General features: G+C 67.0%; 22 protein-coding genes. 12 read left to right on the top strand and 10 right to left on the bottom strand.

What is annotated here, in order from left to right; translation table 11 throughout:
- Nucleotides 1-56: 56 nt before the first annotated feature.
- Entirely contained in the window at nt 57-1,874 is a 1,818-nt protein-coding gene (locus tag EP380_RS00760; protein WP_127595550.1) for an IlvD/Edd family dehydratase, read from the bottom strand.
- 143 nt (nt 1,875-2,017) lie between these two features.
- Between EP380_RS00760 and EP380_RS00755 the strand changes: the two genes are divergently transcribed.
- A complete protein-coding gene (locus EP380_RS00755) occupies nt 2,018-2,470 on the top strand; it encodes an SRPBCC family protein (RefSeq protein ID WP_106572845.1) in 453 nt (150 codons plus the stop codon).
- A gap of 124 nt (nt 2,471-2,594) precedes the next feature.
- On the opposite strand, the gene paaG is transcribed toward EP380_RS00755, so the two are convergent.
- Nucleotides 2,595-3,392: a 2-(1,2-epoxy-1,2-dihydrophenyl)acetyl-CoA isomerase PaaG gene (paaG, locus tag EP380_RS00750; RefSeq protein WP_127595547.1), complete on the bottom strand. Its 798-nt coding sequence runs from the start codon at nt 3,390-3,392 to the stop codon at nt 2,595-2,597.
- Nucleotides 3,393-3,564: 172 nt separating this feature from the next.
- Between paaG and EP380_RS00745 the strand changes: the two genes are divergently transcribed.
- Nucleotides 3,565-4,233, top strand: coding sequence for a Crp/Fnr family transcriptional regulator (locus EP380_RS00745; protein WP_238719655.1), 669 nt, complete (start codon nt 3,565-3,567; stop codon nt 4,231-4,233).
- Between the two features lie 44 nt (nt 4,234-4,277).
- Here the strand turns inward: EP380_RS00745 and EP380_RS00740 are convergent, their stop codons facing one another.
- From EP380_RS00740 to EP380_RS00730, 3 genes are all read right to left on the bottom strand, one after another.
- Nucleotides 4,278-8,465 carry a cytochrome P450 gene (locus EP380_RS00740; RefSeq protein WP_127595544.1) on the bottom strand — a complete coding sequence of 1,396 codons (4,188 nt, stop codon included), beginning with the start codon at nt 8,463-8,465 and terminating at the stop codon, nt 4,278-4,280.
- Nucleotides 8,466-8,550: 85 nt separating this feature from the next.
- Nucleotides 8,551-10,371: an adenylate/guanylate cyclase domain-containing protein gene (locus tag EP380_RS00735; protein ID WP_127595541.1), complete on the bottom strand. Its 1,821-nt coding sequence runs from the start codon at nt 10,369-10,371 to the stop codon at nt 8,551-8,553.
- A 241-nt stretch (nt 10,372-10,612) separates the two neighbouring features.
- Nucleotides 10,613-11,767 carry an Mrp/NBP35 family ATP-binding protein gene (locus EP380_RS00730; RefSeq protein ID WP_127595538.1) on the bottom strand — a complete coding sequence of 385 codons (1,155 nt, stop codon included), beginning with the start codon at nt 11,765-11,767 and terminating at the stop codon, nt 10,613-10,615.
- A gap of 263 nt (nt 11,768-12,030) precedes the next feature.
- On the opposite strand from EP380_RS00730, the gene EP380_RS00725 reads away from it, so the two are divergent.
- The 4 genes from EP380_RS00725 to EP380_RS00710 are packed head-to-tail and all read left to right on the top strand — an operon-like array spanning nt 12,031 to nt 14,163.
- Nucleotides 12,031-12,441 (top strand): VOC family protein, encoded by a 411-nt coding sequence (locus EP380_RS00725; protein ID WP_127595534.1) that lies wholly within the window; start codon nt 12,031-12,033, stop codon nt 12,439-12,441.
- Between the two features lie 23 nt (nt 12,442-12,464).
- A complete protein-coding gene (locus tag EP380_RS00720) occupies nt 12,465-12,953 on the top strand; it encodes a VOC family protein (RefSeq protein WP_127595531.1) in 489 nt (162 codons plus the stop codon).
- 22 nt (nt 12,954-12,975) lie between these two features.
- Nucleotides 12,976-13,203, top strand: a complete 228-nt coding sequence (locus EP380_RS00715; RefSeq protein WP_127595528.1) for a DUF4287 domain-containing protein — start codon at nt 12,976-12,978, stop codon at nt 13,201-13,203.
- A 57-nt stretch (nt 13,204-13,260) separates the two neighbouring features.
- The gene (locus tag EP380_RS00710) at nt 13,261-14,163 is read left to right on the top strand and encodes a LysR family transcriptional regulator (protein ID WP_106572836.1); all 903 of its coding nucleotides are present in this window, start codon (nt 13,261-13,263) and stop codon (nt 14,161-14,163) included.
- A gap of 428 nt (nt 14,164-14,591) precedes the next feature.
- On the opposite strand, the gene EP380_RS00700 is transcribed toward EP380_RS00710, so the two are convergent.
- Nucleotides 14,592-14,846 carry a PIN domain-containing protein gene (locus EP380_RS00700; protein WP_127595522.1) on the bottom strand — a complete coding sequence of 85 codons (255 nt, stop codon included), beginning with the start codon at nt 14,844-14,846 and terminating at the stop codon, nt 14,592-14,594.
- 416 nt (nt 14,847-15,262) lie between these two features.
- Here EP380_RS00700 and EP380_RS00695 point away from each other — a divergent pair, with 416 nt between their 5' ends.
- The 5 genes from EP380_RS00695 to EP380_RS00675 all read left to right on the top strand — a co-directional run bounded on the left by EP380_RS00695 (nt 15,263) and on the right by EP380_RS00675 (nt 21,342).
- Complete coding sequence (locus tag EP380_RS00695; protein WP_127595519.1) at nt 15,263-15,748, top strand: formate dehydrogenase subunit gamma; 486 nt, start codon at nt 15,263-15,265, stop codon at nt 15,746-15,748.
- Nucleotides 15,745-17,301: a formate dehydrogenase beta subunit gene (locus EP380_RS00690; protein ID WP_127595515.1), complete on the top strand. Its 1,557-nt coding sequence runs from the start codon at nt 15,745-15,747 to the stop codon at nt 17,299-17,301. The genes EP380_RS00695 and EP380_RS00690 overlap by 4 nt, the downstream gene beginning before the upstream one ends.
- Nucleotides 17,302-17,377: 76 nt before the next feature.
- Nucleotides 17,378-20,263 carry a formate dehydrogenase subunit alpha gene (gene fdhF, locus EP380_RS00685; protein ID WP_127595512.1) on the top strand — a complete coding sequence of 962 codons (2,886 nt, stop codon included), beginning with the start codon at nt 17,378-17,380 and terminating at the stop codon, nt 20,261-20,263.
- A 13-nt stretch (nt 20,264-20,276) separates the two neighbouring features.
- A complete protein-coding gene (gene fdhD, locus EP380_RS00680) occupies nt 20,277-21,101 on the top strand; it encodes a formate dehydrogenase accessory sulfurtransferase FdhD (RefSeq protein WP_127595509.1) in 825 nt (274 codons plus the stop codon).
- Nucleotides 21,091-21,342, top strand: coding sequence for a formate dehydrogenase subunit delta (locus EP380_RS00675; protein ID WP_106572830.1), 252 nt, complete (start codon nt 21,091-21,093; stop codon nt 21,340-21,342). Before fdhD ends, EP380_RS00675 begins: the two co-directional genes overlap by 11 nt.
- 16 nt (nt 21,343-21,358) lie before the next feature.
- On the opposite strand, the gene EP380_RS23690 is transcribed toward EP380_RS00675, so the two are convergent.
- The gene (locus tag EP380_RS23690; protein WP_127595507.1) at nt 21,359-22,588 is read right to left on the bottom strand and encodes a hypothetical protein; all 1,230 of its coding nucleotides are present in this window, start codon (nt 22,586-22,588) and stop codon (nt 21,359-21,361) included.
- 175 nt (nt 22,589-22,763) lie between these two features.
- Here EP380_RS23690 and EP380_RS00665 point away from each other — a divergent pair, with 175 nt between their 5' ends.
- Nucleotides 22,764-23,312, top strand: coding sequence for a VOC family protein (locus tag EP380_RS00665; protein WP_106572890.1), 549 nt, complete (start codon nt 22,764-22,766; stop codon nt 23,310-23,312).
- 134 nt (nt 23,313-23,446) lie between these two features.
- On the opposite strand, the gene EP380_RS00660 is transcribed toward EP380_RS00665, so the two are convergent.
- From EP380_RS00660 to EP380_RS00650, 3 genes are all read right to left on the bottom strand, one after another.
- Nucleotides 23,447-24,286, bottom strand: a complete 840-nt coding sequence (locus EP380_RS00660) for a CheR family methyltransferase (protein WP_238719654.1) — start codon at nt 24,284-24,286, stop codon at nt 23,447-23,449.
- A 166-nt stretch (nt 24,287-24,452) separates the two neighbouring features.
- The gene (locus EP380_RS00655) at nt 24,453-25,424 is read right to left on the bottom strand and encodes a flagellin N-terminal helical domain-containing protein (RefSeq protein WP_238719652.1); all 972 of its coding nucleotides are present in this window, start codon (nt 25,422-25,424) and stop codon (nt 24,453-24,455) included.
- Between the two features lie 428 nt (nt 25,425-25,852).
- Nucleotides 25,853-26,158: a DUF6074 family protein gene (locus EP380_RS00650; protein WP_106572826.1), complete on the bottom strand. Its 306-nt coding sequence runs from the start codon at nt 26,156-26,158 to the stop codon at nt 25,853-25,855.
- Nucleotides 26,159-26,208 lie beyond the last annotated feature (50 nt).

Genomic DNA, 26,208 nt, shown 5'->3' with positions numbered 1-26,208 from the left:
CGCCGCACGCCGCCCGCAAAGGTCGCCCGGTCTTGCGGGCCGCCGCCGCGCTCGGCTCAGTGATTGTCGCGCGGGATGCCCATTTCCTGGGCGATCCGGCGATAACGCAGCGCCGGTTTCAGCACCATGCCTTCTGAAAGCTGGTCGACCATGGCGCGCTGGATCTCCTGCCACGGCGTCTGGTGGTCGGGAAAGGCGTAACCGCCCCGTTCGGCCAGCTCGGCGCGACGGCGCTCCAGTTCCTCGTCGGAAACCAGCATATTGGCGCTCGCCTTGCCGAGATCGATGCGCACCCGGTCGCCGTCGCGCAACAGCGCCAGCCCGCCGCCCGTCGCCGCCTCCGGCGAGGCGTTGAGGATCGAGGGGCTGCCCGAGGTTCCCGACTGGCGGCCGTCGCCGATGCAGGGCAAGGCGTGGATGCCGCGCTTCAACAGCGCGGCCGGCGGCTGCATGTTGACCACTTCGGCCGCGCCCGGGTAGCCGACCGGGCCGGTGCCGCGCATGAACAGGATCGAGTGCTCGTCGATGCCGAGTGCCGGATCCTCGATGCGGGCATGATAATCCTCGGGGCCGTCGAAGACGACAGCCTTGCCCTCGAAGGCGTCGGGGTCGTCCGGGTCCGACAGGTAGCGCGCCCGGAACTCGTCGGAAATCACGCTGGTCTTCATGATCGCCGACGCAAACAGATTGCCCTTCAGATTGATGAACCCGGCCGCCGTCTTCAAGGGCCGCGCCGCCGGGCGGATGACGTCCGTGTCGAGCGTTTCGACCGCCCGGCAATTGTCGCCGATCGAACGGCCGTTGGCGGTCACGGCGTCGGGATGCGGCAGCAGGCCGGCCTTCACAAGCTCGGCGACCACGGCGGGAACGCCGCCGGCGTGATGGTAGTCCTCGCCGAGATAGTCGCCCGCCGGCTGCAGGTTCACCAGAAGCGGGATCTCGTGCCCGAGCGCCTGCCAGTCGTCATTGTCGAGCGGCACGCCCAGATGGCGGGCGATCGCGTTGAGGTGGATCGGCGCGTTGGTCGATCCGCCGATCGCCGAATTGACGACGATCGCGTTTTCGAACGCCGCCCGCGTCATGATGTCGGACGGTTTCAAGTCTTCCTCGACCATGGCGACGATGCGCCGGCCGGTCTGGTAGGCGATCTGGCCGCGCTCGCGGTAGGGGGCGGGAATGGCGGCGGAGCCGGGAAGCTGCATGCCGAGCGCCTCGGCGAGCGAGTTCATCGTCGTGGCCGTGCCCATCGTGTTGCAATAGCCGACCGAGGGCGCGGACGAGGCCACGATCTCCATGAACTCGTCATAGTCGATCTCGCCGGCCGCCAGCCGCTCGCGCGATTCCCACACGATCGTGCCAGAACCGGTGCGCCGGCCCTTGTGCCAGCCATTCAGCATCGGGCCGACCGACAGTGCGATCGCGGGAATGTTGACGGTCGCCGCGGCCATCAAGAGCGCCGGGGTGGTCTTGTCGCAGCCGATCGTCAGCACGACCGCGTCGAGCGGATAGCCGTAGAGCACCTCGACCAGCGCCAGATAGGCGAGGTTGCGGTCGAGCGACGCGGTCGGGCGTTTGCCGGTCTCCTGGATCGGGTGGACCGGAAATTCCAGCGGGATGCCGCCGGCCGCCTCGATGCCGGCGCGCAGCCTTTTGGCCAGCTCGATATGGTGGCGGTTGCAGGGCGACAGATCGGAGCCGGTCTGGGCGATGCCGATCAGCGGCTTGCCCGATTGCAGTTCCTCGCGGGTGAGGCCGTAATTGAGATAGCGCTCGAGATAAAGCGCCGTCATGCCGGGATCGTCGGGATTGTCGAACCATTGCTGGGAACGCAGCCTGGTCGTCTGCCGCCGGTGACCGTTCGCCCTGTCCGTCATCGCGCCCTCCCATCGTGATCGGCTTATGGTTAGTGCAAGGGGCCGGCGGCGGCAAGGATATGCGCGCGGGTCCGCGACCACATGCCGATGGACACGCGCGGGCGACTGGGTTAGGTCGAACGCCGAGAGTAAGGGAGACATTCATGGCCGTGAATATGGAAGGTGAGGAGACGATCGAGGCTCCGATCGGCGAGGTGTGGAAGGCACTCAACGATCCCGACGTGCTGAAAGCCAGCATCCCGGGATGCGAAAGCCTGGAAAAGAAGTCCGACACCGAGATGGCGGCGACCGTGTCGCTGAAGATCGGGCCGATCAAGGCGAAATTTTCCGGCGAGGTCGAGTTGAAGAACCTCAAGCCGCCGCATTCCTACACGATCCAGGGCGAAGGCAAGGGCGGCATCGCCGGCTTCGCCAAGGGCGGCGCCGATGTCGAACTGGTCGAGAAAGGCCCGAACGAGACGCTGTTGACCTACAAGGTCAACGCCGATGTCGGCGGCAAGATCGCCCAGCTCGGGAGCCGCCTCATCATGTCGACGTCGAAAAAGCTCGCCGGACAGTTTTTTTCCAATCTGAACGAGCAGGTCAGCAAGTCCTGACGCGATAGAGCCCGTAACGACCGGACGGCCCGCAGCCTCCGCGCGGGCCGTTTCGGTTTGCGGCGCCAGATATCCATGCGGAGGCCCCGCCCCGGCACAGACCGGCGTTGGCCGCCGGCACGCCCTATCCCGCCTTGCGCCGATAATTTGCCGGGCGCTTTTCGAGGAAGGCGCTCACGCCTTCCTTGTAGTCGTCGGAGCGGCCTGCCTCGCGCTGCAATTGCCGCTCCAGGTCGAGCTGCGCGTCGAGCGAATTGGTCGAGGCGGCATGGATCGCCTGCTTGGTCAGCGCATAGGCGTGGGTCGGTCCGCCGGCGAAACCCTCGGCGAGCCGGGTCGCCTCCGCCATCAGATGCTCGTCGTCGACGGCCCGCCAGATCAGGCCCCAGTCGGCGGCGTCTTCGGCGGTAAGCGGATGCGCCGTCAGCGCCAGCGCCTTGGCGCGCGCTTCGCCCACCAGCCGGGTCAGCCAGTAGGTGCCCCCCGCGTCGGGGATCAGCGCGATCTTGGAAAAAGCCTGGATGAATTTGGCCGACTTGGCCGCGATCACGATGTCGCAGGCGAGCGCGATATTGGCGCCGGCGCCGGCGGCCACGCCGTTGACGGCGCAGATGACGGGCTTGGGCATCGCCCTGATCTTGCGCACCAGCGGATTGTAGAAGGTTTCCAGCGTCTTGCCGAGGTCGGGATTGTCGCCGATCAGCGTCGGATCGCGGTCCGAAAGGTCCTGGCCGGCGCAAAAGCCGCGGCCGGCGCCCGTCAGGACGATCGCGCCGCAGCCGGCATCGGCCTCGCAGGCGTCGAGCGCCGCGCGCAATTGCTGGTGTTGCAATTCGTTAAACGCGTTCAAACGATCCGGCCGGTTGAGCGTGATGACGCTGTAACCGTCTTTTTGTTCATGCAATACTGGTGCGTCGCTCATCGGGTTGGTTCTCCTGGATCCGCCGGCCGGCAGGGCTCGCGCCAGTTTACATGTCGCGCGCCCGCGATCAATTTCGCTTTAGGCGACGGCCTCGCTAGAAAGCGCCCCGCCGAGAGAAGCGATCCGGCATGGCGGCGGATACCGGGTGGGTATGGGTATGGCAAGTGAACTGATGGATAGGTCGGCGGGCGAGCAGCAACAGGTCCGCCTGGAGGAAAAATTGTTCGCAGCGCTGTTCGACGGCTGTCCGCAGGAGCGGGTCAACGCCGGTCACCACCTGTTCATGCAGGACGACGAGGCCGACCGGGTCTACGGTGTCATCGACGGCACGATCGAGATCGCGATCTATTCCGAAGGCGGGCGCAAGCTGGTCGCCAATATCGAGACCGAAAAGAGCCTGATCGGCGAGATCGGCGCGCTCGACGGCGGTTTGCGCACGGCCACCGCGACCTGCCTGACGGAAGCCACCCTGGTGTCGGTGTCGCGGCGGCAATTGTTCGACCGCATCGAGGCCCATCCCCGGCTCGCCAGCGCCATGATCGGCGTGTTGTGCGCCAGGCTGCGCTGGGTCAGCGCGGAGCTGGGCGACCAGGCCCTGCTAAAGATCGAGGCGCGGCTGGCCAAACGGCTTTTGTTGTTGTGCGAACTGATCCAGGACGAGACCGGCTGGATCGGCATCTCGCAGTCGGAATTGGCCGAGTTTCTCGGCGCGACGCGGGAATCGATCAACAAGACGCTGACCGATTGGCGCCGCCTCGGCGTGATCGAAATCCGGCGCGGCGGGCTCAAGGTTGTGAACCATGCCGTGCTGGAAAAGCTCGGCTCGGCGCCGGACGGCTGACGCCGGCGTGCCGGCGGACGCTGCCCGGGGCGAAGCGCTTGGCCCTATGTCTGCCAAAGCAGGTAGCGCAGCGCCCGCCTGCCCGGCACGAAGAAATAGCCGCCGCCGCGCACGGTCACGAAGGCACTCAGCCCGTTCAAGCGCAGCGGCCCGTCCGGTCCGGCGATCGTGAAACAGCCCGCGCCGGCCACATTGCCGACCAGCGGGTCCGCCTCCTCGCGCAGGCTCTCGAAGCCGCGATTGTTCACCCAGGTCTGCTGGATGAAGGCGAACTGACGTTCGATGTCGGCGTTCAAGCACATGAACACCATGCCCTTGTCGGCTTTTTTACCGCCTTTGGCCTTTCTGGCGTAGGTCCGCCCGACCCGCAGGATGCGATGACGCTTGGAGATCTGGATCTGCGTTTCCGGCTTCGCCCCCAGCGAATCGCGCGGATTGGAACGGCGGATATGGGCGCCGAACGGGCATTGGCGTCCCTGCGGATCGTCACGGGCAAACAGGAAGCCGTTGTCGGGCTCCTTCCCCGCGCGCCATGTCGGCTGGCTGATCAGCGAGGTGCCGTCCTTCCAGCGGCCGAGCAGTTTCGCGCCGACCCATTCCGGCGCCGGCCGGCCGCCGATCTCGCCGCGCCCGAGCGCGCGCGCGGTATCGCGGCAGAACTTCTCGAAAGCGTCGACATTCTGGGCCAGTTGGCGAATAACGAGATACGATCCGTTGCGGCCGAAATCGCGCCATTGCGGATCCTCGCCGGCGCCGGCCGCACGCTCGTGACCCGACAGGCGGCCGCGTGCGTCCAGCCCGGCGCCGAGCACCGGTGAGGGCGGGCATCGGCCGAGTTCGTCCGGATAGCCGAGAATGAACTCGCCGGCGGCGACCCGGTGCTGCGCGGCGGCGGCGCGCAGCGCGCGCGGCGTGCCGGCGATAACCGGTTGGGAGATGCCGTCGCGAAAGCCGAAATGCTCGATCGGCTTTCCCTTGTCGTCGCGCTCGATCGCCAGCGCCAGGCTGATGACCGTCTCCATGCCGGCCGCCTGCGACAGTTTCAGCAACGCGTCGCCATTTTTCTGCAGCCGGTCCGGCGTGTCGGCATAAAGCACCAGCACCGCGTCGACCGGCGCGTCGGGACTGCCCCATTCCCACCGCTCCGGTGCATTGTCGCCGATATCGCCCAGCACCCGGCTTTGATGCGGGTCGGCCATGCCTTGGCGAAAGACCGTCGGAAAGGAGGCCGGAAGCCCGTCGCCGAGCCCGGTCAGGCCGAGCTTGACCAGACCACCGGGCGCAAACGCGCTGACCATCGCCGCCTCGGTCGGCTCGGCGGCGCCGAAGGCGGTGTTGCGCACAAGATGGTCGAGCCAGTCGCGCCTGGCCGCATCGGGCATGCGCGCGGGCATGCGCAGCGCCACCAGGCGGGCTTCGGAAAGCCGCCCCATGCCGCCGAACAGGATCGACTGGATGTCCTCGGTCTCCAGTCCGCCGGCGGCCCGCTGCTTGGAGCCGAAAAGGGCAAGCCAGGCCGCGGCCTCGCTGTCGGTGCGCGCGCTGGCCAGGCCGTGCCTTATCGCACCGTTGCGGCGGATCGCGCCGGTGGTGAGCGTGGGATAGGCCGAATACCAGAACAGGCTCGGGATCTGCTGGGCCCGCGCCCACAGCTTGAAGCGGTCGCCGTCGGTCGCGCCGTCGAAGAACAGATTGTTCGCCTTCGGGAAACCGGCCGTATTGCTCCAAACCCCCGTCAGCCCCTTCGCCGCCTTGGTGATGAAGTCCTCCAGATAGCTGCCCCAGCTGCCGCCGTAATTGCTGAAGAACAGCAGCTTGTCTGTGCCCGGCAGCAGCACCCAGCGCGCGTAGTGGATCGAGCCGATATCGGCGAGCCGCCCGGGCGCGAACACATGCCGCACGAATTGCAGGATGGTGAAGAAGGCGAGCCGCAGGGCGAGCCGGCGCAGGCGGCCTGGCTTCATCACCGAGATCGCGGCGAGGTGGTTCTGCACGCCGTGATCCTCGCGCGCCACGATCGGCTCGAAACGCTCGCGCGGCAGCGGCCCGGCCTCGATCGGCGTTTCCCGCTCCAGGCGGCGGAAGCGCCAATAGGCGAACGCGGCCGGCAGGCCGACCAGCGCGCACAGGGCAATCAGACCGACAGCCAGCGCGGCAAGGATGGAGAACAGTCCCCGGAAAAAACCGTCGAACGGCGCCTGGAAGGCGAAGAACAGGATACCGGCGGACACGATGACGAACGCGGCGGCGACAGCGGCGAGCGGACGCGGCGCCAGAACGGTCTTGCGCACCATGTCCCACACATTACCGACCGGCGCGTCGAGGCCGCTGGGGGCGGCCCGGAAAGCCCAGTCGTAGCCGCCCCTGTCGGCCAGCGCCCGCCGCACCGCGTCGAGACGGTCGAGCGCGCTGTCGCCCGGGCCGGCCGGCTGGGCGCAGACGATCTCGTTCACCTCGGTTGAGAGATCCTCCTCGGCCAGGATGCGGCGTACCGAATGGCCGGGCGTGCCGGTGAAGCAAAGCCCGGCCACGTCGCCCGGCGCCGGCGAGACGGCCAGGCAATGCCGGTGCAGCAGGTCGGCGAAATCCGCCCTTTCGTCGAGCGCGCCGGCGGCCTCGAAGATCGGCCGCAGCCACGGACCGGCTTTGTCGGCCACGGCCGCGATCGCGGCTTTCTCAGGTCCGTCGGCGGAAAATTCGAGCACCAGGTGGCTGGGTTCGTCCGGGCGCTCGCTGGCCTGATCGGCCTTGCCGATCACCGACAGGCTGGCGAAATGCACCAGGCCGGTCCCGTCGAGGGCGGCGCGGATCTCGCCGCCGGCCGGATTGCCGAGCGCGTCGACCATGGCGCGCAGCCGCGCGGGGGCGACGGTGCCGGCGACCGGCACGGCGATGGTGACGAAGGCATGCTCGACACGGCGCGCTTCGGCCGGGACGTCGAACTCCACGCACAGCCTTTCGGGAAAGGCGCCGCGGCGCGCAAGCCGGCCCGGCGCGCCCGCTGCCCGGCGCAGGCCCGGTCTGGAAAACAGGGCGCGAAACGCCTCGCCGATCTGGACCCTGGCGAGCGCGGCGCCGACGCACCAGTGAATGCCGTGCCCGAACACCAGCGAATTGCGCTGCGGCCGCTCGGGATCGAACCGGTCCGGCTGGTTGACATCGTCCTCGTCGAACATCGCCGACACGGTCCAGGGCCAGACCGTGGTGCCCGCCTTGAGCGTCCTTTGCCGCCGGCTGCCCTTGGCCAGCACCGTGTCGCGCGGCACGATGCGAAACGGACCGGGATTGATCGGCTTGAAGCGCATCGCCTCGTCGATGGCCCGGGTCAGCGCGGCGTCGTCGCCGGCCGCAAGCGCGGCCTCGACCGCCGCGCGCGCCTCCGGCATCGTCAAGACGACGTCGAGCGCGTTGCCGGAGGCAAGCAGATTGGTCGGCGTGAACCCGGCAATCATGCCCATCATCACCGAGCGGATTTCGTCTTCGCTGAGTGCGGCCGGGTCCGCGTCGCGCATGGCGACCAGCCGGGCGAGCGGCGTGTCGCTCGGGCCGTGGCCGGCCCGCACGCGCGCCAGCGAGCGGTCGATTGTCTCCAGCATGCGCGCGGATGCCACGACGGCGAGCTCGCGCGTGCCGGCGCTGCCGGTCGGGTCGGCGAAAAACAGCGACGACAGCGCGATCGCCCAGTCGGCAAAGGCGGTCTCGTCCTCGATCGCCAGGCCGAAATAGTCGCGGCAGATCCGCACCGGCACGATTTTCAGCATCCGGTCGACAACGTCGAAGCCCGGCACGGCGGCGCGCATGACCTCGGCGCTGTGGCGGGCCGCGATCGGGCGCACGACGGCTTCGACCTCCGACGGCGGAAAAGCCGACAGCAGCGCGGACTTGACGCGCCGGTATTCGGCGCCGTCCTGCATGCCGAGGACGAAATTGGCGCCGCCCGCCATTTCCGTCATTTCCGGGCCGAACGGGGTTTCGAAATCCTCCTGGCGCTCCAGGACCTCGCGCACATCGGCGTTCTTGAACAGGATGACGGTCTTGCCCAAGGACAGGATCGGCCAATAGCGCCGGAAGAAACGGGCGGCCGGTCGCGGATTTTCCAGAAACGCCGACACCGCTCGCGCGATCGGCCCGGTGCCGCGCAGGCGCTCGGGATCGAAGGGCGGCATCTCGCCTACCGGACGCTGCGCCGCCTGCGCCGCCCGCACGCCGTCATGATATTTTGTCCGGAACATCCCGTTTCCCGCATATGGCCGCGATCCTAGCAGTGGGATGATGCCGCGCCCTTTGTAAGTGAGACGCTTCACATAAGCCGACCGTCTAGCGCTCTTCTTGCTCGCACTGCGCGACAGCGCGCTCGTAGGTCGCAATCAGGAACCGGTTGAGCTCGGGCCGGCTGTAGGGGACCCATTCCACGCGCGTGGTCGAAAATTGCGGGTGGCGGGCAAACAGGATCGCGTGTTCCGCCGCCGCGGCGGCGCCTTCGCCCAGCGCGCCCAGCGCCACGATCTTCAGGAAGCGCGCATACCAGTAGGACGGCGCCAGCGACAGCGAGCGGTCGGCCGCGGTCGCAGCCGCCCGCCAATCCTCGTCGAAGCAATAAGCGGCGGCAAGCTCGCCGAGATTGTGGAACCGGTAGAGGTCGAACGGGCTCAGCCGGTCGGCGTCGAGGAAAAGCGGGATCGCGCGTTTCTGCTCGCCCAGAAGCAGATGCGCACTGCCCATGGCCGAACGCGCGAAGGCGAAGCTGGGATTGATGCGCAGCGCCTCCGACAAATGCTCGAGCGCGGAGGCCGGCCGCGCCAGCATGATGTCGACGATGCCGAGATGGGCGTGCGGCCGCGCGTCCTGGCTGTCCATGTAGAGCGCCTTGCGAGAATAGTCCTCGACCCGGGCCAGATCCTCGCGATACTCGCCGCCATCGCCGAAATTCAGCCAGGAACGCCAAAAATACCACCAGGCGAGCTCGTTCAGCACGGTGCTGGCGTTGCGGTCGCGCTCATGCGCCTTTTCGAAAAAATCTAGCGCCAGCGCGGTGTCCTCGCGCGTGCGGCGCTGCATGTGCCAGCGTCCGCGGCGCACGAGCTGCCAGCTCTCCAGCCCCTCCCAGGGGATGCGGAAGGTGCGCGCCTGCTCGACGCGGTCGACCTCCTTTTCCAGCATAGCGACGATCTCGTTGCCGATCTCGGCCTGCATGGCGAACATGTCGGCAAGCTCGCGGTCGAACCGGCGCGACCAGATGGTGCGGTTGGTTGAGGCGTCGTCGAGCGCGACGCGCACCCGCAGCATGTCGCCGGCGCGCGCGATCGTCCCGGTGACGACATAGCGGGCGCCGAGCGCGCGGCCGGCCGCCTCCGGCGACACCGCCTCGTCCCTGAACTGCAGGCTGGAATTCATCGAAATCACCGGCAGCCAGCGCGTGTTCGACAGGCCGACGACGATATCCTCGGCGATGCCCTCGGCCATGTAGCCGATCTCGGGGGCGCCGCCCTCGATGCGGAACGGCAGCACCGCGATCGCCGGCGGGCCGCCCTTGCCGTCGGCACGGAAGAAGGAGAACGCCGAGGCGGGCAGCGCCTCTACCGTTCGGTCGGTCTCGTTCACGGCGCCCGCGTCGGGCCGGTCGACGCGGAAGGCGCGCACCGGCAGCAGGATATTGTGAAACTCCTGCACGCCCAGATCGGCGAAGCGGACGGCCGCCACGCCGCGCAGATGGTGCCAGCTCGTCTCCGACACCACCACGCCGCCCTCCGGCGCGATTTCCTGCAGCCGCGCGGCGATGTTGACGTCGTCGCCATAAAGGCTTTCGTCGCGGACGATCACCTGGCCGGTATTGATCCCGGCGCGAAACGCCATCCGCCCGGCCTCGGGCACCTCCTGATTGGCACTGGCGATGCGCCGCTGGAACTCGATCGCGGCCAGGAGCGCGTCGACCGGGGCGCCGAATTCGGCCATCATGCTGTCGCCGGCGGGACCGAACATGCGCCCGCCATGGCTCGCGCAGCAGTCGCGGATGATGTCGCGATGGCTCTCGAAGGCGGCGACGGCGGCCTCGTCATCCATGCCCATCAGGCGCGAGAATCCGGCCGCGTCGATCGACACGATCGTCGCCACCTGCCGCGTGAACTGCCGGCTGCTCACTCGCGCCCCCCGATCGCGGCCGCGTGCACGCAAACGACGGACACGCCCGCCCCCTTCAATCCGCGTTCGACAGGCGCCGCCAAGCCCGGCCTGCCCGAGAAACAAACAATCATCTGTGCCCCACGACGTGTCCCGAAGGACAACGCAGGGTTTTGATTAGCAAATCCGATTGCACGATTCCACCGCGGATATCCCGAGCGCTTGCCGCCCGGCCCTTTGCGCCGCGAAGCGAACCGGTCGCCTATTCGTAGACGATATCGGGAACCGGCTGGGTTTCGGCGCTCATGCCGGCCAGGACGGCCTCGGCGATCGCGCGGTATTTTTCGGCGTGGGGGCCGTCCGGCTCGCTCGCCACCACCGGCGCGCCGGCATCCGACGTCTCGCGGATCGCCATTTCCAGCGGCACGGCGCCGAGAAAAGGCACGCCGAGCCGGCCGGCCTCGGCCTCGGCGCCGCCATGACCGAAAATGTCGTAGCGCTTGCCGGTGTCGGGCGCGATGAAATAGCTCATGTTCTCGACGATGCCGAGCACGGGAACGTCGACCCGACGGAACATGTTCAGCCCCTTGCGGGCGTCGATCAGGGCCAAGTCCTGCGGCGTCGACACGATGACGGCGCCGGCGAGCGGCACCTGCTGGGCCATGGTCAGCTGCGCGTCGCCGGTGCCGGGCGGCATGTCGACGACCAGGATGTCGAGTTCGCCCCAGGCAACCTCGCGCAGCATCTGGGTCAGCGCCGACACCACCATCGGACCGCGCCAGATCATCGGCGTCTCCTCCTCGACCAGGAAGCCGATCGACATCACCTTGAGGCCGTATTTCTCCATCGGCTTCAGGATCTTGCCGTCGACGGTCTCCGGCTTGCCGGAAATGCCGAGCAGGCGGGGCATGGACGGCCCGTAAATGTCGGCGTCGAGCAGACCGACGCGCTTACCGGCCGCCTTGAGGGCGAGCGCCAGGTTGACGGCCGTGGTCGATTTGCCGACGCCGCCCTTGCCCGAGGCGACCGCGATGATGGCGCCGATGCCTGGAACCTCGCGCTTGCCGGGCTGGCGTCCCGCGGGTGCGCCCTGCGGCGCGGCGGCCGGGCGTTGCGCCTGCGGGGGCGGGGCCGGGCGCGGCGCCGGCGCGCGTTCCATGCCGCCGCCCTTGCGCTCGGCCGTCAGCGCGACCACCGCCCCGTTTACCCCCTGCATCGCCTTGACCGCACGCTCGGCGGCGGCGCGCAACGGTTCGAGTTGCTGGGCCCGCTCGGCGGGAACCGTAATGGAGAAAAACACCTTGCCGTCGGCGACGAAGATTTCCGACACCAGCCCCAGCGAAACGATATCGCCCTCGAAATCGGGGCCCTTGATGGAGCGCAGTTTTTCCAGGACGGCTTGTTTTGTGACGCTCATGACATCTCTCGCATTCGCTTGGGTCTGAGATCGCGGGCCGGAACTCGTCGACCCTGGAATAAGACAGATCGCCGGCCCGGCCAAGAGCGACAAATCCGCCGACTGGCTCGCTTCGGCCACGCCGCCATGCGCCGGAGAAAAAATCGGCCGCTGCTGTCGAAACGCACTCGTGCCGTTCGTCGTCATCGTGAAAGCCTGCCACCGGGCGGCTTCCACGCAAGGACCGGGCCCGGCCCGCCACCACGATCGAAAAGGACATTGCGATGAAATTCGTTCCCTATCTTTCCTTCGACGGCCGCTGCCGCGAGGCCTTCGAATTCTACGCCAAGGTGCTCGACGGCCGGATCGAGGCCATGCTCACCCATGCCGAGACCCCGGCGGGCAGCGAGGTCTCGGCCGCATGGCAGGACAAGATCCTCAACGCCCACCTCGTCACCGAGGCGGGCGAGTTGATGGGCGCGGATACGCCGCCGGAATTCGGGCCTGCAGAGCAGCAGGGCGTGTCGATCTCGATCCAGCTCGAAGACGAGGCGCGCGCCGAAAAGATCTTCGACGCGTTCGCCGACGGCGGCACGGTGACCATGCCGTTCGCGCCCACCTTCTGGGCAAAGAAGTTCGGCATGGTGAAGGACCGCTACGGCACGGCGTGGATGATCAATTGCGCGCAGACATGAACGCACGGAAATGGGAGAGTGACATGGAAAGCAGGATCAGCACCTGGCTGTGGTTCGAGAGCCAGGCCGAGGAAGCCGCCCGCTTCTATGCCTCGGTGTTCCGCCGGGCCGAGCTCGGCGCGATCGCCAGGGCGCCCGGCGGCGGTGAACCCTATACGAAGGAAGGCCAGGTCCTGACGGCGGAAGTCGTCATCGAGGGCCACCGCATCGTGTGCCTCAACGGCGGCGCCCACCCCGACGCCACGCCCAATGACAGCGTCTCCTTGCAGATGCTGTGCGCCGATCAGGCGGAGGTTGACGCGTATTGGGACAGGCTGTGCGCCGATGGCGGGCGCGCGGTCCAATGCGGCTGGGTCAAGGACAAATACGGCTTTGCCTGGCAGATCGTCCCCGAGGCGCTGCCGCGTCTCATGCAGGGTCCCGACCGGGACGCCGCCGGGCGCGTCGCCGCCGCCATGATGGGGATGGTCAAGCTCGACGTGGCGGCGCTGGAAGCCGCGGCAAAGGGCTGAGCCGATAAACGGAGCCATATCGATGTCCTTCCAGGCCTATCTCGACACGATCGAGAAAAAGACCGGCAAGAGCCCCGACGATTTTTACCGGATGGCAGAAGAAAAGGGCCTGATGGACGGGCCGCTGCTCAAGCCGGCAGTGAAGGCGGGCCAGATCGTCTCATGGCTGAAAGCCGAGTTCGGGCTCGGCCACGGCCACTCGATGGCGATCTACGCGCTGCTGTCGGGCAAGAAGAAACCCGGCGATTGAACGCCCCGGCCGGCGCGGCGAGTGGCGCGCCGGCGTAGGGAGGGGTAATGTCCGGTCATGATCGACAAGCTCGAATTCTTCATCGCCCTCGCCCGCGAACAGCATTTCGGCCGCGCGGCGGAGACGCTCGGCATCAGCCAGCCGACGCTGTCGGCCGCCGTCAAGCAGCTCGAGGACCAGCTCGGCGTGATGCTGGTCAAGCGCGGCTCGCGCTTCCAGGGCCTGACGGCCGAGGGCGAGCAGGTTCTGGGCTGGGCGCGCCGCATCGTCGGCGACGCGCGCGCCATGCGCGAGGAGATGCGCGCGGCGCGCAACGGTCTGTCGGGCCGCATCCGCATCGCCGCCATTCCGACCGCGCTCGCCATGGTGGCGCGCATCACCACGCCGTTTCGCGAGCGCCATCCCGGCGTCAGCTTCTCGGTGCTGTCGCGCACCTCGATCGAGGTGCTGTCGCTGCTCGGCAATTTCGACATCGATGTCGGCATCACCTATCTCGACAACGAGCCGCTCGGCAACGTCACTTCGGTGCCGCTTTATTCGGAGCGCTATCAGTTGATCACCGCCGTCGGCAACGCGCTGTCGGATCGAAGCCAGGTGAGTTGGGCCGAGGTCGCGGAACTGCCGCTGTGCCTGCTCACCCCCGACATGCAGAACCGGCGCATCATCGACCATCATCTGGCCGAGGCCGGCACCGTGTCGCGGCCGACGCTGGAATCGAACTCGATGATCGTGCTGTTTTCCCACATACGTACCGGCAAATGGGCCTCGATCATGCCGCTCAACCTGGCCGAGACATTCGGCTTTTCCGAGCCGATCCGGGCGATTCCGATCGTCGAGCCGGACGCCAGCCACATCGTCGGCATGGTCGCCACACGGCGCGAGCCGCACGTGCCGCTGGTCGCGGCGCTTCTGGACGAGGCCGCAAAACTGGCCACCTATGCCGATGGCAAAAAAGCCTGACGCTAAACCCACGTAGCAGGGCGCTCAATATCCTTTCTACCCGCCCTCTTGACGACAGGAGGAAACTGACACGCAGCCAGTTCGGCATCATCGATATAATGCTTGAATGACGCTACGGCTTCCAAGGATGGGGACGGAATAGGGCGCGAGCTTCGCGAGCGGCACGGTGCGACAATGCAAACCTGTTTGCCGACCTCTTGAGTGACGATACGGATTGGCTCAACGAGATCGGTATCGTTCGTGATGACGTAGGCCACGTCGAACGCATTCACAAAGGCATCCCGAACCAAATGAACGCCTAAATTCACATCGCTACCCTTTTCTTCTGTTTTGGTCACGTACACGACGGCAGGAGCTGGCATATTCCAAACATACCCGTCGGGCTTCGCCCTTGGCGGCTGCACCAGACCAGCCCATTTCTCGGCATATTAAAAACGACCGTTATGGATGGAAATTTTTGGCTCTGTCCGCAATGCTGCGAAGAGCTTTTGCTGCCGCCTTGGTGCATCATCATCTATTTTACCTGAGACCGGCGCCGTATAGTAATTAACCTTGTCAACCGTGGTGCCGGATTGCACGATTAGGTCGGCAAGCGCTTTCATGTTCAGCCACTTAAACTGCGGCTGCTTCTTTGTCCTGAGATAGTAGAAATTGAAACCGTCGATATAAAATATCGCTCTCATTGGGCACCCGAACCCAAAGACGCAAAAGCCGCGCAGGATTGCTCCATTGCGGCTTTTGGAGTGACAGCACGCTGCCACTGGTTGACATAAGACATATAAGATATTCGACCTTTTTGTTCAATGTCGCAATTCCGCAAGATACGCGCAATTGCGGCGTGTCCCTCAAAACCATCTCACGTGCAGCCAAGCACCATCATGCAGGTGCGCCATTAGCCGCGCCGCTTTTGAACGGGACTGCGGCGCTGACAGACAAGCTTGCCCTGGACCGCTGACCTATTGGTTCGCTGGCAGTGATGTTTGATAGAAATTTTCTATCAAGCGACGGAACCGCTTTATTGATTATGGCGGTTTCGTCTGGTTTCCTAACCACTTAGCGCCGCTCTTCGGCGCGCCGAACAGGGAGGGCGCTGCACGCCATGCAGCAGCAGGGTACCCAGGCGCCGGCGGATGTCGCCGGACGGACCATCGCCGTCATCGCGGCGACGAAAGGGCTGGAAGGTCCGCTTTTGCCGATTCTCAACGGCGTGCAGGCCGAGTTCGGCTTCGTGCCGCAGGAAGCGCTGCCGGTGATCGCCGACGCGCTCAACCTGTCGCGGGCCGAGGTGCACGGCGTGGTGTCGTTTTACCACGATTACCGGCGCGAACCGGCCGGGCGACACGTGGTGAAGCTGTGCCGGGCCGAGGCGTGCCAGTCGATGGACGGCGACGCGCTCGCCGCGCGGCTGATGGATCTGCTCGGCATCGGCTTTCACGAGACCGCGGCCGACGGATCGGTGACGCTGGAGCCGGTCTATTGTCTGGGCCTGTGCGCCTGCGCGCCGGCGGCGATGGTCGACGGCCAGGTGATAGGCCGCCTCGATCGGGACGCGGTCGCGGCGATCGCCCGCGAGGTGCGGTCGTGACGGCGCGGATCTTCGTTCCCGGCGATTCCGGCGCACTGGCGCTCGGCGCCGACAAGGTCGCGCGCGCTCTGGCCGACGGGCTCGCCGAACGGGGGCTCGACGCCGAAATCGTGCGCAACGGTTCGCGCGGGCTCTACTGGTTGGAGCCGATGGTCGAGGTCGAGACGGAGCGCGGCCGCATCGCCTACGGCCCGGTCGCGCCCGCCGACGTGCCCGCGCTTTTGGCCGGCGACCTGCTTGCCGGCGGCGACCATGCGCTGCGGCTCGGCGACCCGGAGGAAATTCCGTTCCTGAAGCGGCAAAGCCGGCTGACCTTCGCGCGCTGCGGCATCACCGACCCGCTGTCGCTCGACGATTACCGCGCCCACGGCGGGCTGGCGGGGCTGGAAAAAGCGGTCGCCATGACGCCGGCCGCGATTGTGGACCAGGTGACGGAATCGGGCCTGCGCGGGCGCGGCGGCGCCGGCTTTCCGACCGGCATCAAGTGGAAAACGGTGCTCGCGACGACCGACGCGCGCAAATATATCGTCTGCAATGCCGACGAGGGCGACAGCGGCACCTTCGCCGACCGGATGATCATGGAGGGCGACCCCTTCGTGTTGATCGAGGGCATGGCGATCGCCGGCATCGCCACCGGCGCCACCAAGGGGTACGTCTATCTGCGTTCGGAATATCCGCACGCCATCCGCGTCATGGACGCCGCGATCGCGATCGCGCGCACGGCCGGCATTCTGGGCGCCAGCGTGCTCGGCTCGCCCAACGCCTTCGACATCGAAGTGCGTGTCGGCGCCGGCGCCTATGTCTGCGGCGAGGAAACCTCGCTCCTGGAAAGCCTCGAGGGCAAGCGCGGCCAGGTGCGGGCCAAGCCGCCGCTGCCGGCGCACAAGGGTCTGTTCGGCCGCCCGACCGTGGTCAACAACGTCATCTCGCTCGCCTCCGTGCCGGTGATCATGGACAAGGGCGCGGCGTTCTACCGCGATTTCGGCATGGGCCGCTCGCGCGGCACGATCCCGATCCAGATCGCCGGCAATGTACGCCATGGCGGCCTGTTCGAGGCCGGCTTCGGCCTCACGCTGGGCGAGATCGTCGACGAGATCGGCGGCGGCACGGCGACCGGCCGCCCGGTCAAGGCGGTGCAGGTCGGCGGCCCGCTCGGCGCCTATTTCCCGCGCGCCCTGTTCGACACGCCGTTCGACTACGAGGCGTTCGCGGCCAAGGACGGGCTGATCGGCCATGCCGGCATCGTGGTGTTCGACGACACGGCCGACATGCTCAAACAGGCGCGCTTCGCGATGGAGTTCTGCGCCGTCGAAAGCTGCGGCAAGTGCACGCCGTGCCGGATCGGCTCGGTCCGCGGCGTCGAGGTGATCGACAAGATCGCCGCCGGCGAGGCGCCCGACACGCAGATCGCGCTGGTGAGCGATCTCTGCAACACGATGAAGTTCGGCTCGTTATGCGCGCTCGGCGGCTTCACGCCCTATCCGGTGATGAGCGCGCTGACGCATTTTCCCGAGGATTTTCGTCCCCGGGCGATGAACGAGGCGGCGGAGTGACCGAGCGCCTCGCCGCCCTTCCCCATTGCCGCCGCGATAAGGCGGCAGGATAGACATTCGGTTCAGGAGCGATCCCATGGGTCTGATCACCGAAATCGATTACGGAACCCCGAAATCGGACGCCGACAAAGACGTCACGCTGACGATCGACGGGTTTTCGGTCACCGTGCCGGAAGGCACCTCGATCATGCGCGCGGCGATGGAAACCGGGATCCAGATCCCGAAACTGTGCGCCACCGACATGGTCGACGCCTTCGGCTCGTGCCGGTTGTGCCTGGTCGAGATCGAAGGCCGCAACGGCACGCCGTCGTCGTGCACCACGCCGGTGGCGCCCGACATGGTGGTCAAGACCCAGACCGGCAAGCTCAAGGACATCCGCCGCGGCGTGATGGAGCTCTACATCTCCGATCACCCGCTCGACTGCCTGACCTGCGCGGCCAACGGCGATTGCGAGTTGCAGGACATGGCCGGCGTGGTCGGCCTGCGCGACGTGCGCTACGGCTATGACGGCGAAAACCACGTCCATGCCCGGCGCGCCGGCGACGGGGCGGAGAATTTCCGCTGGATGAAGAAGGACGAATCCAACCCCTATTTCACCTACGACCCGTCCAAATGCATCGTGTGCTCGCGCTGCGTGCGCGCCTGCGAGGAGGTGCAGGGCACCTTCGCGCTGACGATCGAGGGCCGTGGCTTCGAAAGCCGGGTGTCGGCGGGCATGCATCAGCCGTTCATCGAGTCCGAATGCGTGTCGTGCGGCGCCTGCGTGCAGGCCTGCCCGACCGCGACCCTGCGCGAGAAATCGGTGATCGAGATCGGCCAGCCGGAACATTCGGTGGTCACGACCTGCGCCTATTGCGGCGTCGGCTGCTCGTTCAAGGCCGAGATGCGCGGCGACGAGCTGGTGCGCATGATGCCCTACAAGGACGGCAAGGCCAATCGCGGCCATTCCTGCGTCAAGGGCCGCTTCGCCTGGGGCTACGCCACCCACAAGGACCGCATCCTGAACCCGATGGTGCGCGACAAGATCACCGACCCCTGGCGCGAGGTCAGCTGGGAAGAGGCGTTTTCGCATGTCGCGAGCGAGTTCCGGCGCATCCAGTACCAGTACGGCAAGGGCGCGATCGGCGGCATCACCTCCTCGCGCTGCACCAACGAGGAGACCTTCCTCGTCCAGAAACTGATCCGCCAGGGCTTCGGCAACAACAATGTCGATACCTGCGCGCGCGTGTGCCATTCACCGACCGGCTACGGGCTGAAGACCACCTTCGGCACCTCGGCCGGCACGCAGGATTTCGATTCGGTCGAGCACACCGACGTCGCGCTGGTCATCGGGGCCAATCCGACCGACGGCCACCCGGTGTTCGCCTCGCGGCTGAAGAAGCGGCTGCGCGCGGGCGCCAAGCTGATCGTCATCGACCCGCGCCGCATCGACCTGGTGCGCCAGCCGCATGTCGAGGCCGCGCACCATCTGCCGCTCAGGCCCGGCACCAATGTCGCGGTTTTGACCGCACTCGCCCACGTGATCGTCACCGAGGGCCTGTTCGACGAGGCCTTCATCCGCGAGCGCTGCGACTGGTCGGAATTCGAGGATTTCGCCGCCTTCGCCGCCGAGCCGCAGCACAGCCCTGAAGAGGTGGAGAAGGTTTCGGGCGTTGCGGCCGACACGATCCGCGCCGCGGCCAGGCTCTACGCCACCGGCGGCAATGCGGCGATCTATTACGGGCTCGGCGTGACCGAACACAGCCAGGGCTCGACCACGGTGATGGCGATCGCCAATCTCGCCATGCTGACCGGCAATATCGGCCGGCCGGGCGTCGGCGTTAACCCGCTGCGCGGCCAGAACAACGTCCAGGGCGCCTGCGACATGGGCTCCTTCCCGCACGAATTGCCGGGCTATCGCCACATGTCGGACGACGCCACGCGCGAGGTGTTCGAGGCGGTGTGGAACGTCGCGCTCGACCCGGAACCGGGCCTGCGGATCCCCAACATGCTCGACGCCGCCGTCGAGGGTACGTTCCGGGGCATCTACATCCAGGGCGAGGACATTTTGCAGTCCGATCCCGACACCAAGCACGTCGCCGCCGGCCTGGCGGCGATGGACTGCGTGGTCGTGCACGACCTGTTCCTCAACGAGACGGCCAACTACGCCCACGTCTTCCTGCCCGGTTCGACCTTCCTGGAAAAGGACGGCACCTTCACCAATGCCGAGCGGCGCATCAACCGCGTGCGCAAGGTGATGGCGCCGAAAAACGGCCTGGCCGACTGGGAAGTCACCCAGCGCCTCGCCCAGGCGATGGGACTCGACTGGGCCTATACCCATCCCGCCCAGGTTATGGACGAGATCGCGCTGACGACGCCGAGCTTCGCGGGGGTCGATTACGACCTGCTGGAGCGCGAGGGCTCGGTGCAATGGCCCTGCAACGACAAGGCGCCGACCGGCACGCCGGTCATGCATATTGGCGGCTTCGTGCGCGGCAAGGGCAAGTTCATCCGCACCGACTATGTCGCCACCGACGAAAAGTCCGGGCCGCGCTTCCCGCTGCTGCTGACGACGGGGCGCATCCTGTCGCAATATAATGTCGGCGCGCAGACCCGGCGCACCGACAACGTCGTGTGGCACAGCGAGGACAGGCTGGAGATCCATCCCCACGACGCCGAGCAGCGCGGCCTGCGCGACGGCGACTGGGTCAGGATCAGGAGCCGGGCCGGCGAGACGACGCTGCGGGCGCTGGTCACCGACCGGGTGGCGCCGGGCGTGGTCTACACCACCTTCCATCACCCCGACACCCAGGCCAACGTGGTCACCACCGAGTTTTCCGACTGGGCGACCAACTGCCCCGAATACAAGGTGACCGCCGTCCAGGTCTCGCCGTCGAACGGGCCGTCCGACTGGCAGGTCGAATACGAGGAACAGGCCCGGCTGGCCCGCCGCATCGCCCGGCCTCTGGAAGCGGCGGAATGAGGATGGCCGCGTCATGACCCGGCCGCCGCTGAGTTCGACCTCGCGGATCGCCCGCCGCGCCGGCGCAAACCGGGCGGCCGCGCGCATGGTTCCCGAGGAGACGCCGGTGGCGCTCAGCTTCGCCGGCACCACCCATGCGGTGATGATGGCGACACCGGCCGATTTCGAGGATTTCGCGCTCGGCTTCGCGCTGACCGAGGGCATCGTCGCCGCGCCGGACGAGATCGACACGATCGCCGTCGAGGACGCCGGACCCGGCGTCGATATCCAGATCCGGCTCAAGGACGCCGCCAACCGGCGCTTCGAGGCGCGCCGGCGCAGGCTGGCCGGTCCCGTCGGCTGCGGCCTGTGCGGCATCGAATCGATCGAAGAAGCCATGCGCGCGGTCGCCGATGTCGGTCGCTCCTCGCTGACGCTTTCGGCCGACGACATCGCGGGCGCCGCCAGGCTGCTGGCCGAGGCGCAGCCGCTGCACGCCGAGACCGGCGCGGTGCACGCGGCCGGCTTTTACCGCCCCGGCCGCGGCATCGTCGCCGCGCGCGAGGATGTCGGCCGGCACAACGCGCTCGACAAGCTTGCCGGCGCGCTGGCCAAAGCAGGCATCGACGGGGCCAGCGGCGCGGTCGTCGTCACCTCGCGCGTGTCGGTGGAAATGGTGCAGAAGACCGCGGCCATCGGCGCCGGCGCGATCATCGCGGTCTCGGCGCCGACCGCGCTCGCCATCCGCATGGCGGACGAGGCCGGCATGACGCTGGTCGCGCTGGTGCGCGGCGACGAGTTCGACATCTTCACCCATCCCGAGCGGATCAGGAACGGAGCCAGCCAGAATGTCGCCTGAGCACGAAACGCGCACCGGCAAGGACAAGCTCGTCTACATGGCCAACCAGATCGGTCGCTTTTTCGAGACCATGCCGCCCGCCGAGGCGGCCGAGGGCGTGGCCAAACACATCAACGATTTCTGGGAGCCGCGCATGCGGCGTCAGTTCTTCGAGATCGTCGACGCCGGCGGCGAGGGGCTGAGCCCGCTGGTCGCCGAGGCGGCCGACAAGGTCAGGCGGCCGGCGCAGCAAACCGCCTGACGGCGCCCTATTCGCTCTATTGCCTGACCAGCGCGACGTTGCGCGCCAGCCTGCCGGAGACCTCGCGATTGATCGCCGGCGTGCCCGCCTGCAGGCTCGACATCAGATAGATCTGCCCCGACCCCGCCTCGAAGGCGAGGTAGTCGGCATAGAAATCGTAGGCCTCGCCCGTCTTGCAGGCGGTGAAGGCGGTCAGAACCGCCGGGTCGTCCTCGGCGGGTTTCTTGCCGGACGCGAACGAGCCGGCGCATTTGCGTGAATCCGTGGCGATCATGTCGGCCAACACCGTGCCGGCGGCCGCGCCGGCCGTGAAAACATGCAACGTGCCGCGCGTATCGGGCGAGGTCCAGCCGACGGCCGCCCGGCGCAGGAACTCCGGCGTCTCGGCGTCGAGTTCGCCCTGGTCGGTCAGCTTGTGGTCGGCGAACTCGCTCGCGGTAAACAGCGCGATCACGAAGCGGGTCGCATCGAGTATGTCCTTGGGTGACTCGGCATAGGCCGGGCCGGTTTCAGCGGCCGGTGTCTGCGGCGGCGTGGCGGGTTTGGCCGGCGGACTGGCCGCCGCCACTCGTTCGGGCGGGGCGGCCGGTGTCTTGGGCACGCCCGAACCCGGCAAGCGCGGCGCGGCGACGGCCGGGGTTTCGGCTCTTTCCGGTGCCTTGGCGGCGGGCGCCGGCGCGGCTGGCGTCTTGGCGATCGGCGCCGGCGCCTTTGCGGCCGGTGCGGGCGCGGGCGCCCTGGCGACCGGTGCGGTATGGTCGAGATAGCGCCCGACGCATTTGAGCGTGCGCGCCAGGGCACGCGACGTGCCGCTCAGGGTGAAGGAATAAAGCTGGCCGCCGGCCTCGACCTTCAAAAGCCGGCCGCGCCGAAACTGGTCGAACAAATAGTCCTTGGCGATCAGCTCGGCCAGCAGGAAACCGGACGAGATCACCTTGGCAGTCGCCGAGACGACCTTGTGCTTGTCGATCTGGTAGCGGATGGCGAGGTTCTCGCCGGGCTGCATGGTCCAGTCGGCATGCGACATGCCCATGCGCCAGAAATAGTCCTTGTCGATGGCGAAATGCAGCCGGATGCCGGATTTGTAGGCCGCCGAGATCGCGCAGTGGCTGAACCCGCCATCGGCATCGTAGGCCCCGCCTTCCCAGTTGCCCGATTTGAAGGCGCTGCCGCGGATCTCGTCGGCCAGCACCGGCGTGGTCGCGAAAAGCCCGATCGCACATGCGATGGCCGACAATCTCCCCATGGCGAACCTCCCACCCGAAGGACCGTTTTGACAGACAGCCCGGCCGGAAGCCGGGACCGGGCCATCATAGGCCGGACCGGCGCCGGCGCCAAATTCGCGCGCCGCGTCTCGTTTGGTCTTGTTAGTTACAAATACAACAGTTACAAGCGCAACTAAATTAATGGAGGACCTGCCGATGAAGATCGAGAAAATCCACCACGTCGCCTATCGCTGCAAGGACGCCAAGCAGACGGTCGAGTGGTATGTGAACAATCTCAACATGGATTTCGTGCTGGCGATCGCCGAGGATCACGTGCCCTCGACCCACGAGCCGGATCCCTACATGCATGTGTTCCTGGATGCCGGCAACGGCAATGTTCTGGCCTTTTTCGAACTGCCCACCAAGCCGGAGATGGGGCGCGACCAGAACACGCCGCCCTGGGTCCAGCACATCGCCTTCAAGGTCGCCGACCGCGACACGCTGCTGGCCTTCAAGGAGCGGCTCGAGGCCAACGGCATCGACGTGCTCGGCGTCACCGACCATTCGATCTTCCACTCGATCTATTTCTTCGACCCGAACGGCCATCGGGTCGAGCTCGCCTGCCCCGATCCGCAGGAAGAGGCGCTGATGAAACGTCTCGATGCCGTCAAATGGGACATGCTGGAGGAATGGTCGCGCACCAAGCGGGCGCCGCGCCATGCCGAATGGCTGCACGAGCGGGAACTGGCCGAGATCGCCGATTGATACGGCGCATGCGGCCGGACCTGGCTGATGTGGCAAGCCGGGCAACGGCGCTTGCGCGGCCGCTCGAGCGCCGCTGAAGTCGCGAAACGGGAGCGGGCGCCGTGGCGGAAAACCGAGGCCGGCTCGACCGTTCCTCAGCCGGGCAGGCGACGCCAGGTTGCGGGTCCGTCGGCGGCGAAATGTCTTGCCGCCGGGCCCGACACGCATTCGCCCTGTCCGACATAAAGCACGCCGGACGGCTTCAACGCCGCGGAAAAGCGCATCCAAAGCTCGGCCTGCTTGGCGGCGTCGACATAGATGGCGACGTTGCGGCAGAAAATCGCGTCGAAACGCTTTTTCATCGGCCACCGGGCAAACAGGTTCAGTTCGCGGAACGCGATCAGGTCGCGCAGGCTCTCGTGCGCCTGCCAGCGCGGTTCGCCGGCGCCGGCACGCTCGGAAAACCACTTTGTCCGCAAATCCGCCGGAACGTCGGCAAGCGCTGCCTCGGAATAGATGGCGGCCCGTCCCTGCTGGATCATCTGGGGGTCGATGTCGGTCGCCAGAAGCCGCACATCGTGGCGGGCCGCGTCGGGCATCGCCGACAGCAAGACCAGCGCGATCGTGTAGGGTTCCTCGCCGCCCGCGCATCCAGCCGACCAGATCCGGATGGGCTGGCCTTGTCGCGCGCGTGCCGCAAGAGCGGGAAGCACGCGCGTTCTCAGATGGTCGAAATGATCGGCCTCGCGGTAGAATTTGGTGCCGTCGCCCGTCAGCGCCGCGACCATCTTCTGACGCTCGCCGAGACCGTCGCTGCCGGCCACCAGCGCGCAATAGTCGCGAAAATTCTCGAGCCCGAGCGCCCGCAGGCGCTTGGCCAGTCGTGCATAGACGAGCGCGGCCTTCGCCTGCGGCAGGTGGATGCCGGCGTGATCGTGAAGGATCGAGGCGATATGGCAAAAATCCGCCTCGGTGAGCACATAGTCACCGGGCACGATTCCGCCTGTCGGAGGCACGGCAGCTCGGTTCAATTCAGTGTCCCTGTGCCCTCGTTGCGTGCCGCGATGTGGCCGTTGATGCGCCGCTCCGCCTCGCGGCAGGCTGCGGTGCGCCAGCGTCTCCTCCTGGCCTCGCCTTTATAGGTTTAGGGGCCCGGCGTCATCAGCCCTGGAACAGCGACAGGATGCCCTGGACCGAGGAATTGGCGATCGACAGGCCCTGGATACCGAGCTGCTGCTGGACCTGCAGCGCCTGCAGGCGGGTCGATTCCTTGTTCATGTCCGCGTCGACCAGCGCGCCGACGCCGCGTTCGATCGCGTCCATCAGGCTGTTGACGAAGGAGACCTGCAGAGCGACCCGCTTCTTGGACGCGCCCAGATCGGAGGCGGCCTTGGTCATGCGGCTGATGGCGTCGTCCACGCCCTTGATGAAATTGTCGAGCCTGGTCAGGTCGGCCGCGTTGTTGGTCAGGCCCGCAATGTCGAGCGTGGCGACGGTGAAGACGCCCGCGGCGGTGGTCTGGTCGGCGTGCAGGGCGCCGGTGGTTTCGTCATAGACGCCGTCGAGAAGGCCGACGCCGCCGGTCACGGTGTTGGCCCCGGCATCGAACAGTTTCACGCTGTCGGTGTTGATGGTGATGGTGGACACCGACACCGTGCCGTCGGAGGCGCGGGTGAACGAGGCCACGATCGACTTGGCCGAGTTGTAGCCGGGCGAATCCGAATCCACCGACAACCAGTTCTCGCCGGAGAAGGACGAGGCGGCGGCATTGCTGACGAGCTGGCCCTGCAGGGCGGTGATCTCGGCCTGAATCTTGGAACGGTCGACGCCCGGCTCGCGGGCCGCCACCAGCTTGGCCTTGATCTCGTCAACCACGTCGATGGTGTTGTTGATGCCGGTATAGGCGATGTCGATCTTGGCCGCGCCGAGACCGAGCGCGTCCTGCACGGTCAACAACGCCTTGCTGTCGGAGCGCATCGTGGTAGCGATCGACCAGTAGGCCGCGTTGTCGCTGGCCTCGGCGACACGGTAACCGGTGGAGATGCGCGCCTGCGTCGTCGACAGCGCCTTGTTGGTCGCCTGCAGGCTCTTCAGCGCGGTCATCGCGGAGGCGTTGGTCAGAATGCTGGACACGCTAGGCCCCTTTTGTCTCGCCCGCGGCGTCGCAGGCTGCCGATTTATCTCTTTGCGGCCCGCCACCGGCCTCCGCCGGACAGCCGTCTCGCCGCGTCTTAACCTTTGTGAACGATCATGCTTAACAAACGGTAAACCGGTTAACACTCGCGTGGCCGCCCGACCTGCATTGCCGATATCGTGCGCCGCCCATGCGGTTTTCCGCCCCATTCGGGGAAAAATCTCCGGATTCTCGTTATTTCCCGCAAAATTCACGCAAACATGCGCACGCGACAGTTAACACGCGGTCGGGCCGATCGTTAACGCCGACAGGGCCGGCGCGCCTTCGTGGAAGCCGCGCCGGCCCTACCCATGACTGTCAAAACATGATTCGGCCGGTGACCGCGCCGCGACCGCGAGATCGGCGCGCGCCGAGGCGCGGCGGCTGGTCAGACCATGCCGGTGGTGACGTCCTTCAGCGCTTCGCCGAACAGATCCTCGAGCGCGAACTCGACCTCGTAGAAGAACGCGCCGACCTCCTCGTCCTGGTCGGCCTCGCTCAGGCCGAGCGCGTCGAGCTCGGCGAAAAACCGCGCCGCGAGCCGGTGGCGGTAATCGTCGCGCGCGTCGAGATCGCCGAGCGCGGCCAGCGCCCTTGCGGCGCGCGCCACCGCGTCGGCCCGCCGCCACAGCGGAAATGCAACGACCCGGGCGCTGTGCGCGCCGTCTCCTTGTGAATCGTGATCTGCCTTCACCCCAAAGTCTCCCCTCACACACGCCGGCCGGGACCGCGGGCGGCTGTCGG

The organism is Nitratireductor alexandrii (genome assembly GCF_004000215.1).
Lineage (GTDB): Bacteria > Pseudomonadota > Alphaproteobacteria > Rhizobiales > Rhizobiaceae > Mangrovimarina > Mangrovimarina alexandrii.
The sequence above is the reverse complement of the archived record's forward strand: the minus strand, read 5'-3'. Positions and strand labels throughout refer to the sequence as shown.

Coding starts and splice junctions, on each gene's coding strand:
- fdhF (WP_127595512.1), top strand. CDS start 17,378: ATGGGTCTGATCACCGAAATCGATTACGGAACCCCGAAATCGGACGCC.
- EP380_RS00710 (WP_106572836.1), top strand. CDS start 13,261: ATGATCGACAAGCTCGAATTCTTCATCGCCCTCGCCCGCGAACAGCAT.
- EP380_RS00675 (WP_106572830.1), top strand. CDS start 21,091: ATGTCGCCTGAGCACGAAACGCGCACCGGCAAGGACAAGCTCGTCTAC.
- EP380_RS00725 (WP_127595534.1), top strand. CDS start 12,031: ATGAAATTCGTTCCCTATCTTTCCTTCGACGGCCGCTGCCGCGAGGCC.
- EP380_RS00755 (WP_106572845.1), top strand. CDS start 2,018: ATGGCCGTGAATATGGAAGGTGAGGAGACGATCGAGGCTCCGATCGGC.
- EP380_RS00740 (WP_127595544.1), bottom strand. CDS start 8,465: ATGTTCCGGACAAAATATCATGACGGCGTGCGGGCGGCGCAGGCGGCG.
- paaG (WP_127595547.1), bottom strand. CDS start 3,392: ATGAGCGACGCACCAGTATTGCATGAACAAAAAGACGGTTACAGCGTC.
- EP380_RS00700 (WP_127595522.1), bottom strand. CDS start 14,846: ATGAGAGCGATATTTTATATCGACGGTTTCAATTTCTACTATCTCAGG.
- EP380_RS00745 (WP_238719655.1), top strand. CDS start 3,565: ATGGATAGGTCGGCGGGCGAGCAGCAACAGGTCCGCCTGGAGGAAAAA.
- EP380_RS00730 (WP_127595538.1), bottom strand. CDS start 11,767: ATGAGCGTCACAAAACAAGCCGTCCTGGAAAAACTGCGCTCCATCAAG.
- EP380_RS00720 (WP_127595531.1), top strand. CDS start 12,465: ATGGAAAGCAGGATCAGCACCTGGCTGTGGTTCGAGAGCCAGGCCGAG.
- fdhD (WP_127595509.1), top strand. CDS start 20,277: ATGACCCGGCCGCCGCTGAGTTCGACCTCGCGGATCGCCCGCCGCGCC.
- EP380_RS00695 (WP_127595519.1), top strand. CDS start 15,263: ATGCAGCAGCAGGGTACCCAGGCGCCGGCGGATGTCGCCGGACGGACC.
- EP380_RS00715 (WP_127595528.1), top strand. CDS start 12,976: ATGTCCTTCCAGGCCTATCTCGACACGATCGAGAAAAAGACCGGCAAG.
- EP380_RS00760 (WP_127595550.1), bottom strand. CDS start 1,874: ATGACGGACAGGGCGAACGGTCACCGGCGGCAGACGACCAGGCTGCGT.
- EP380_RS00665 (WP_106572890.1), top strand. CDS start 22,764: ATGAAGATCGAGAAAATCCACCACGTCGCCTATCGCTGCAAGGACGCC.
- EP380_RS23690 (WP_127595507.1), bottom strand. CDS start 22,588: ATGGGGAGATTGTCGGCCATCGCATGTGCGATCGGGCTTTTCGCGACC.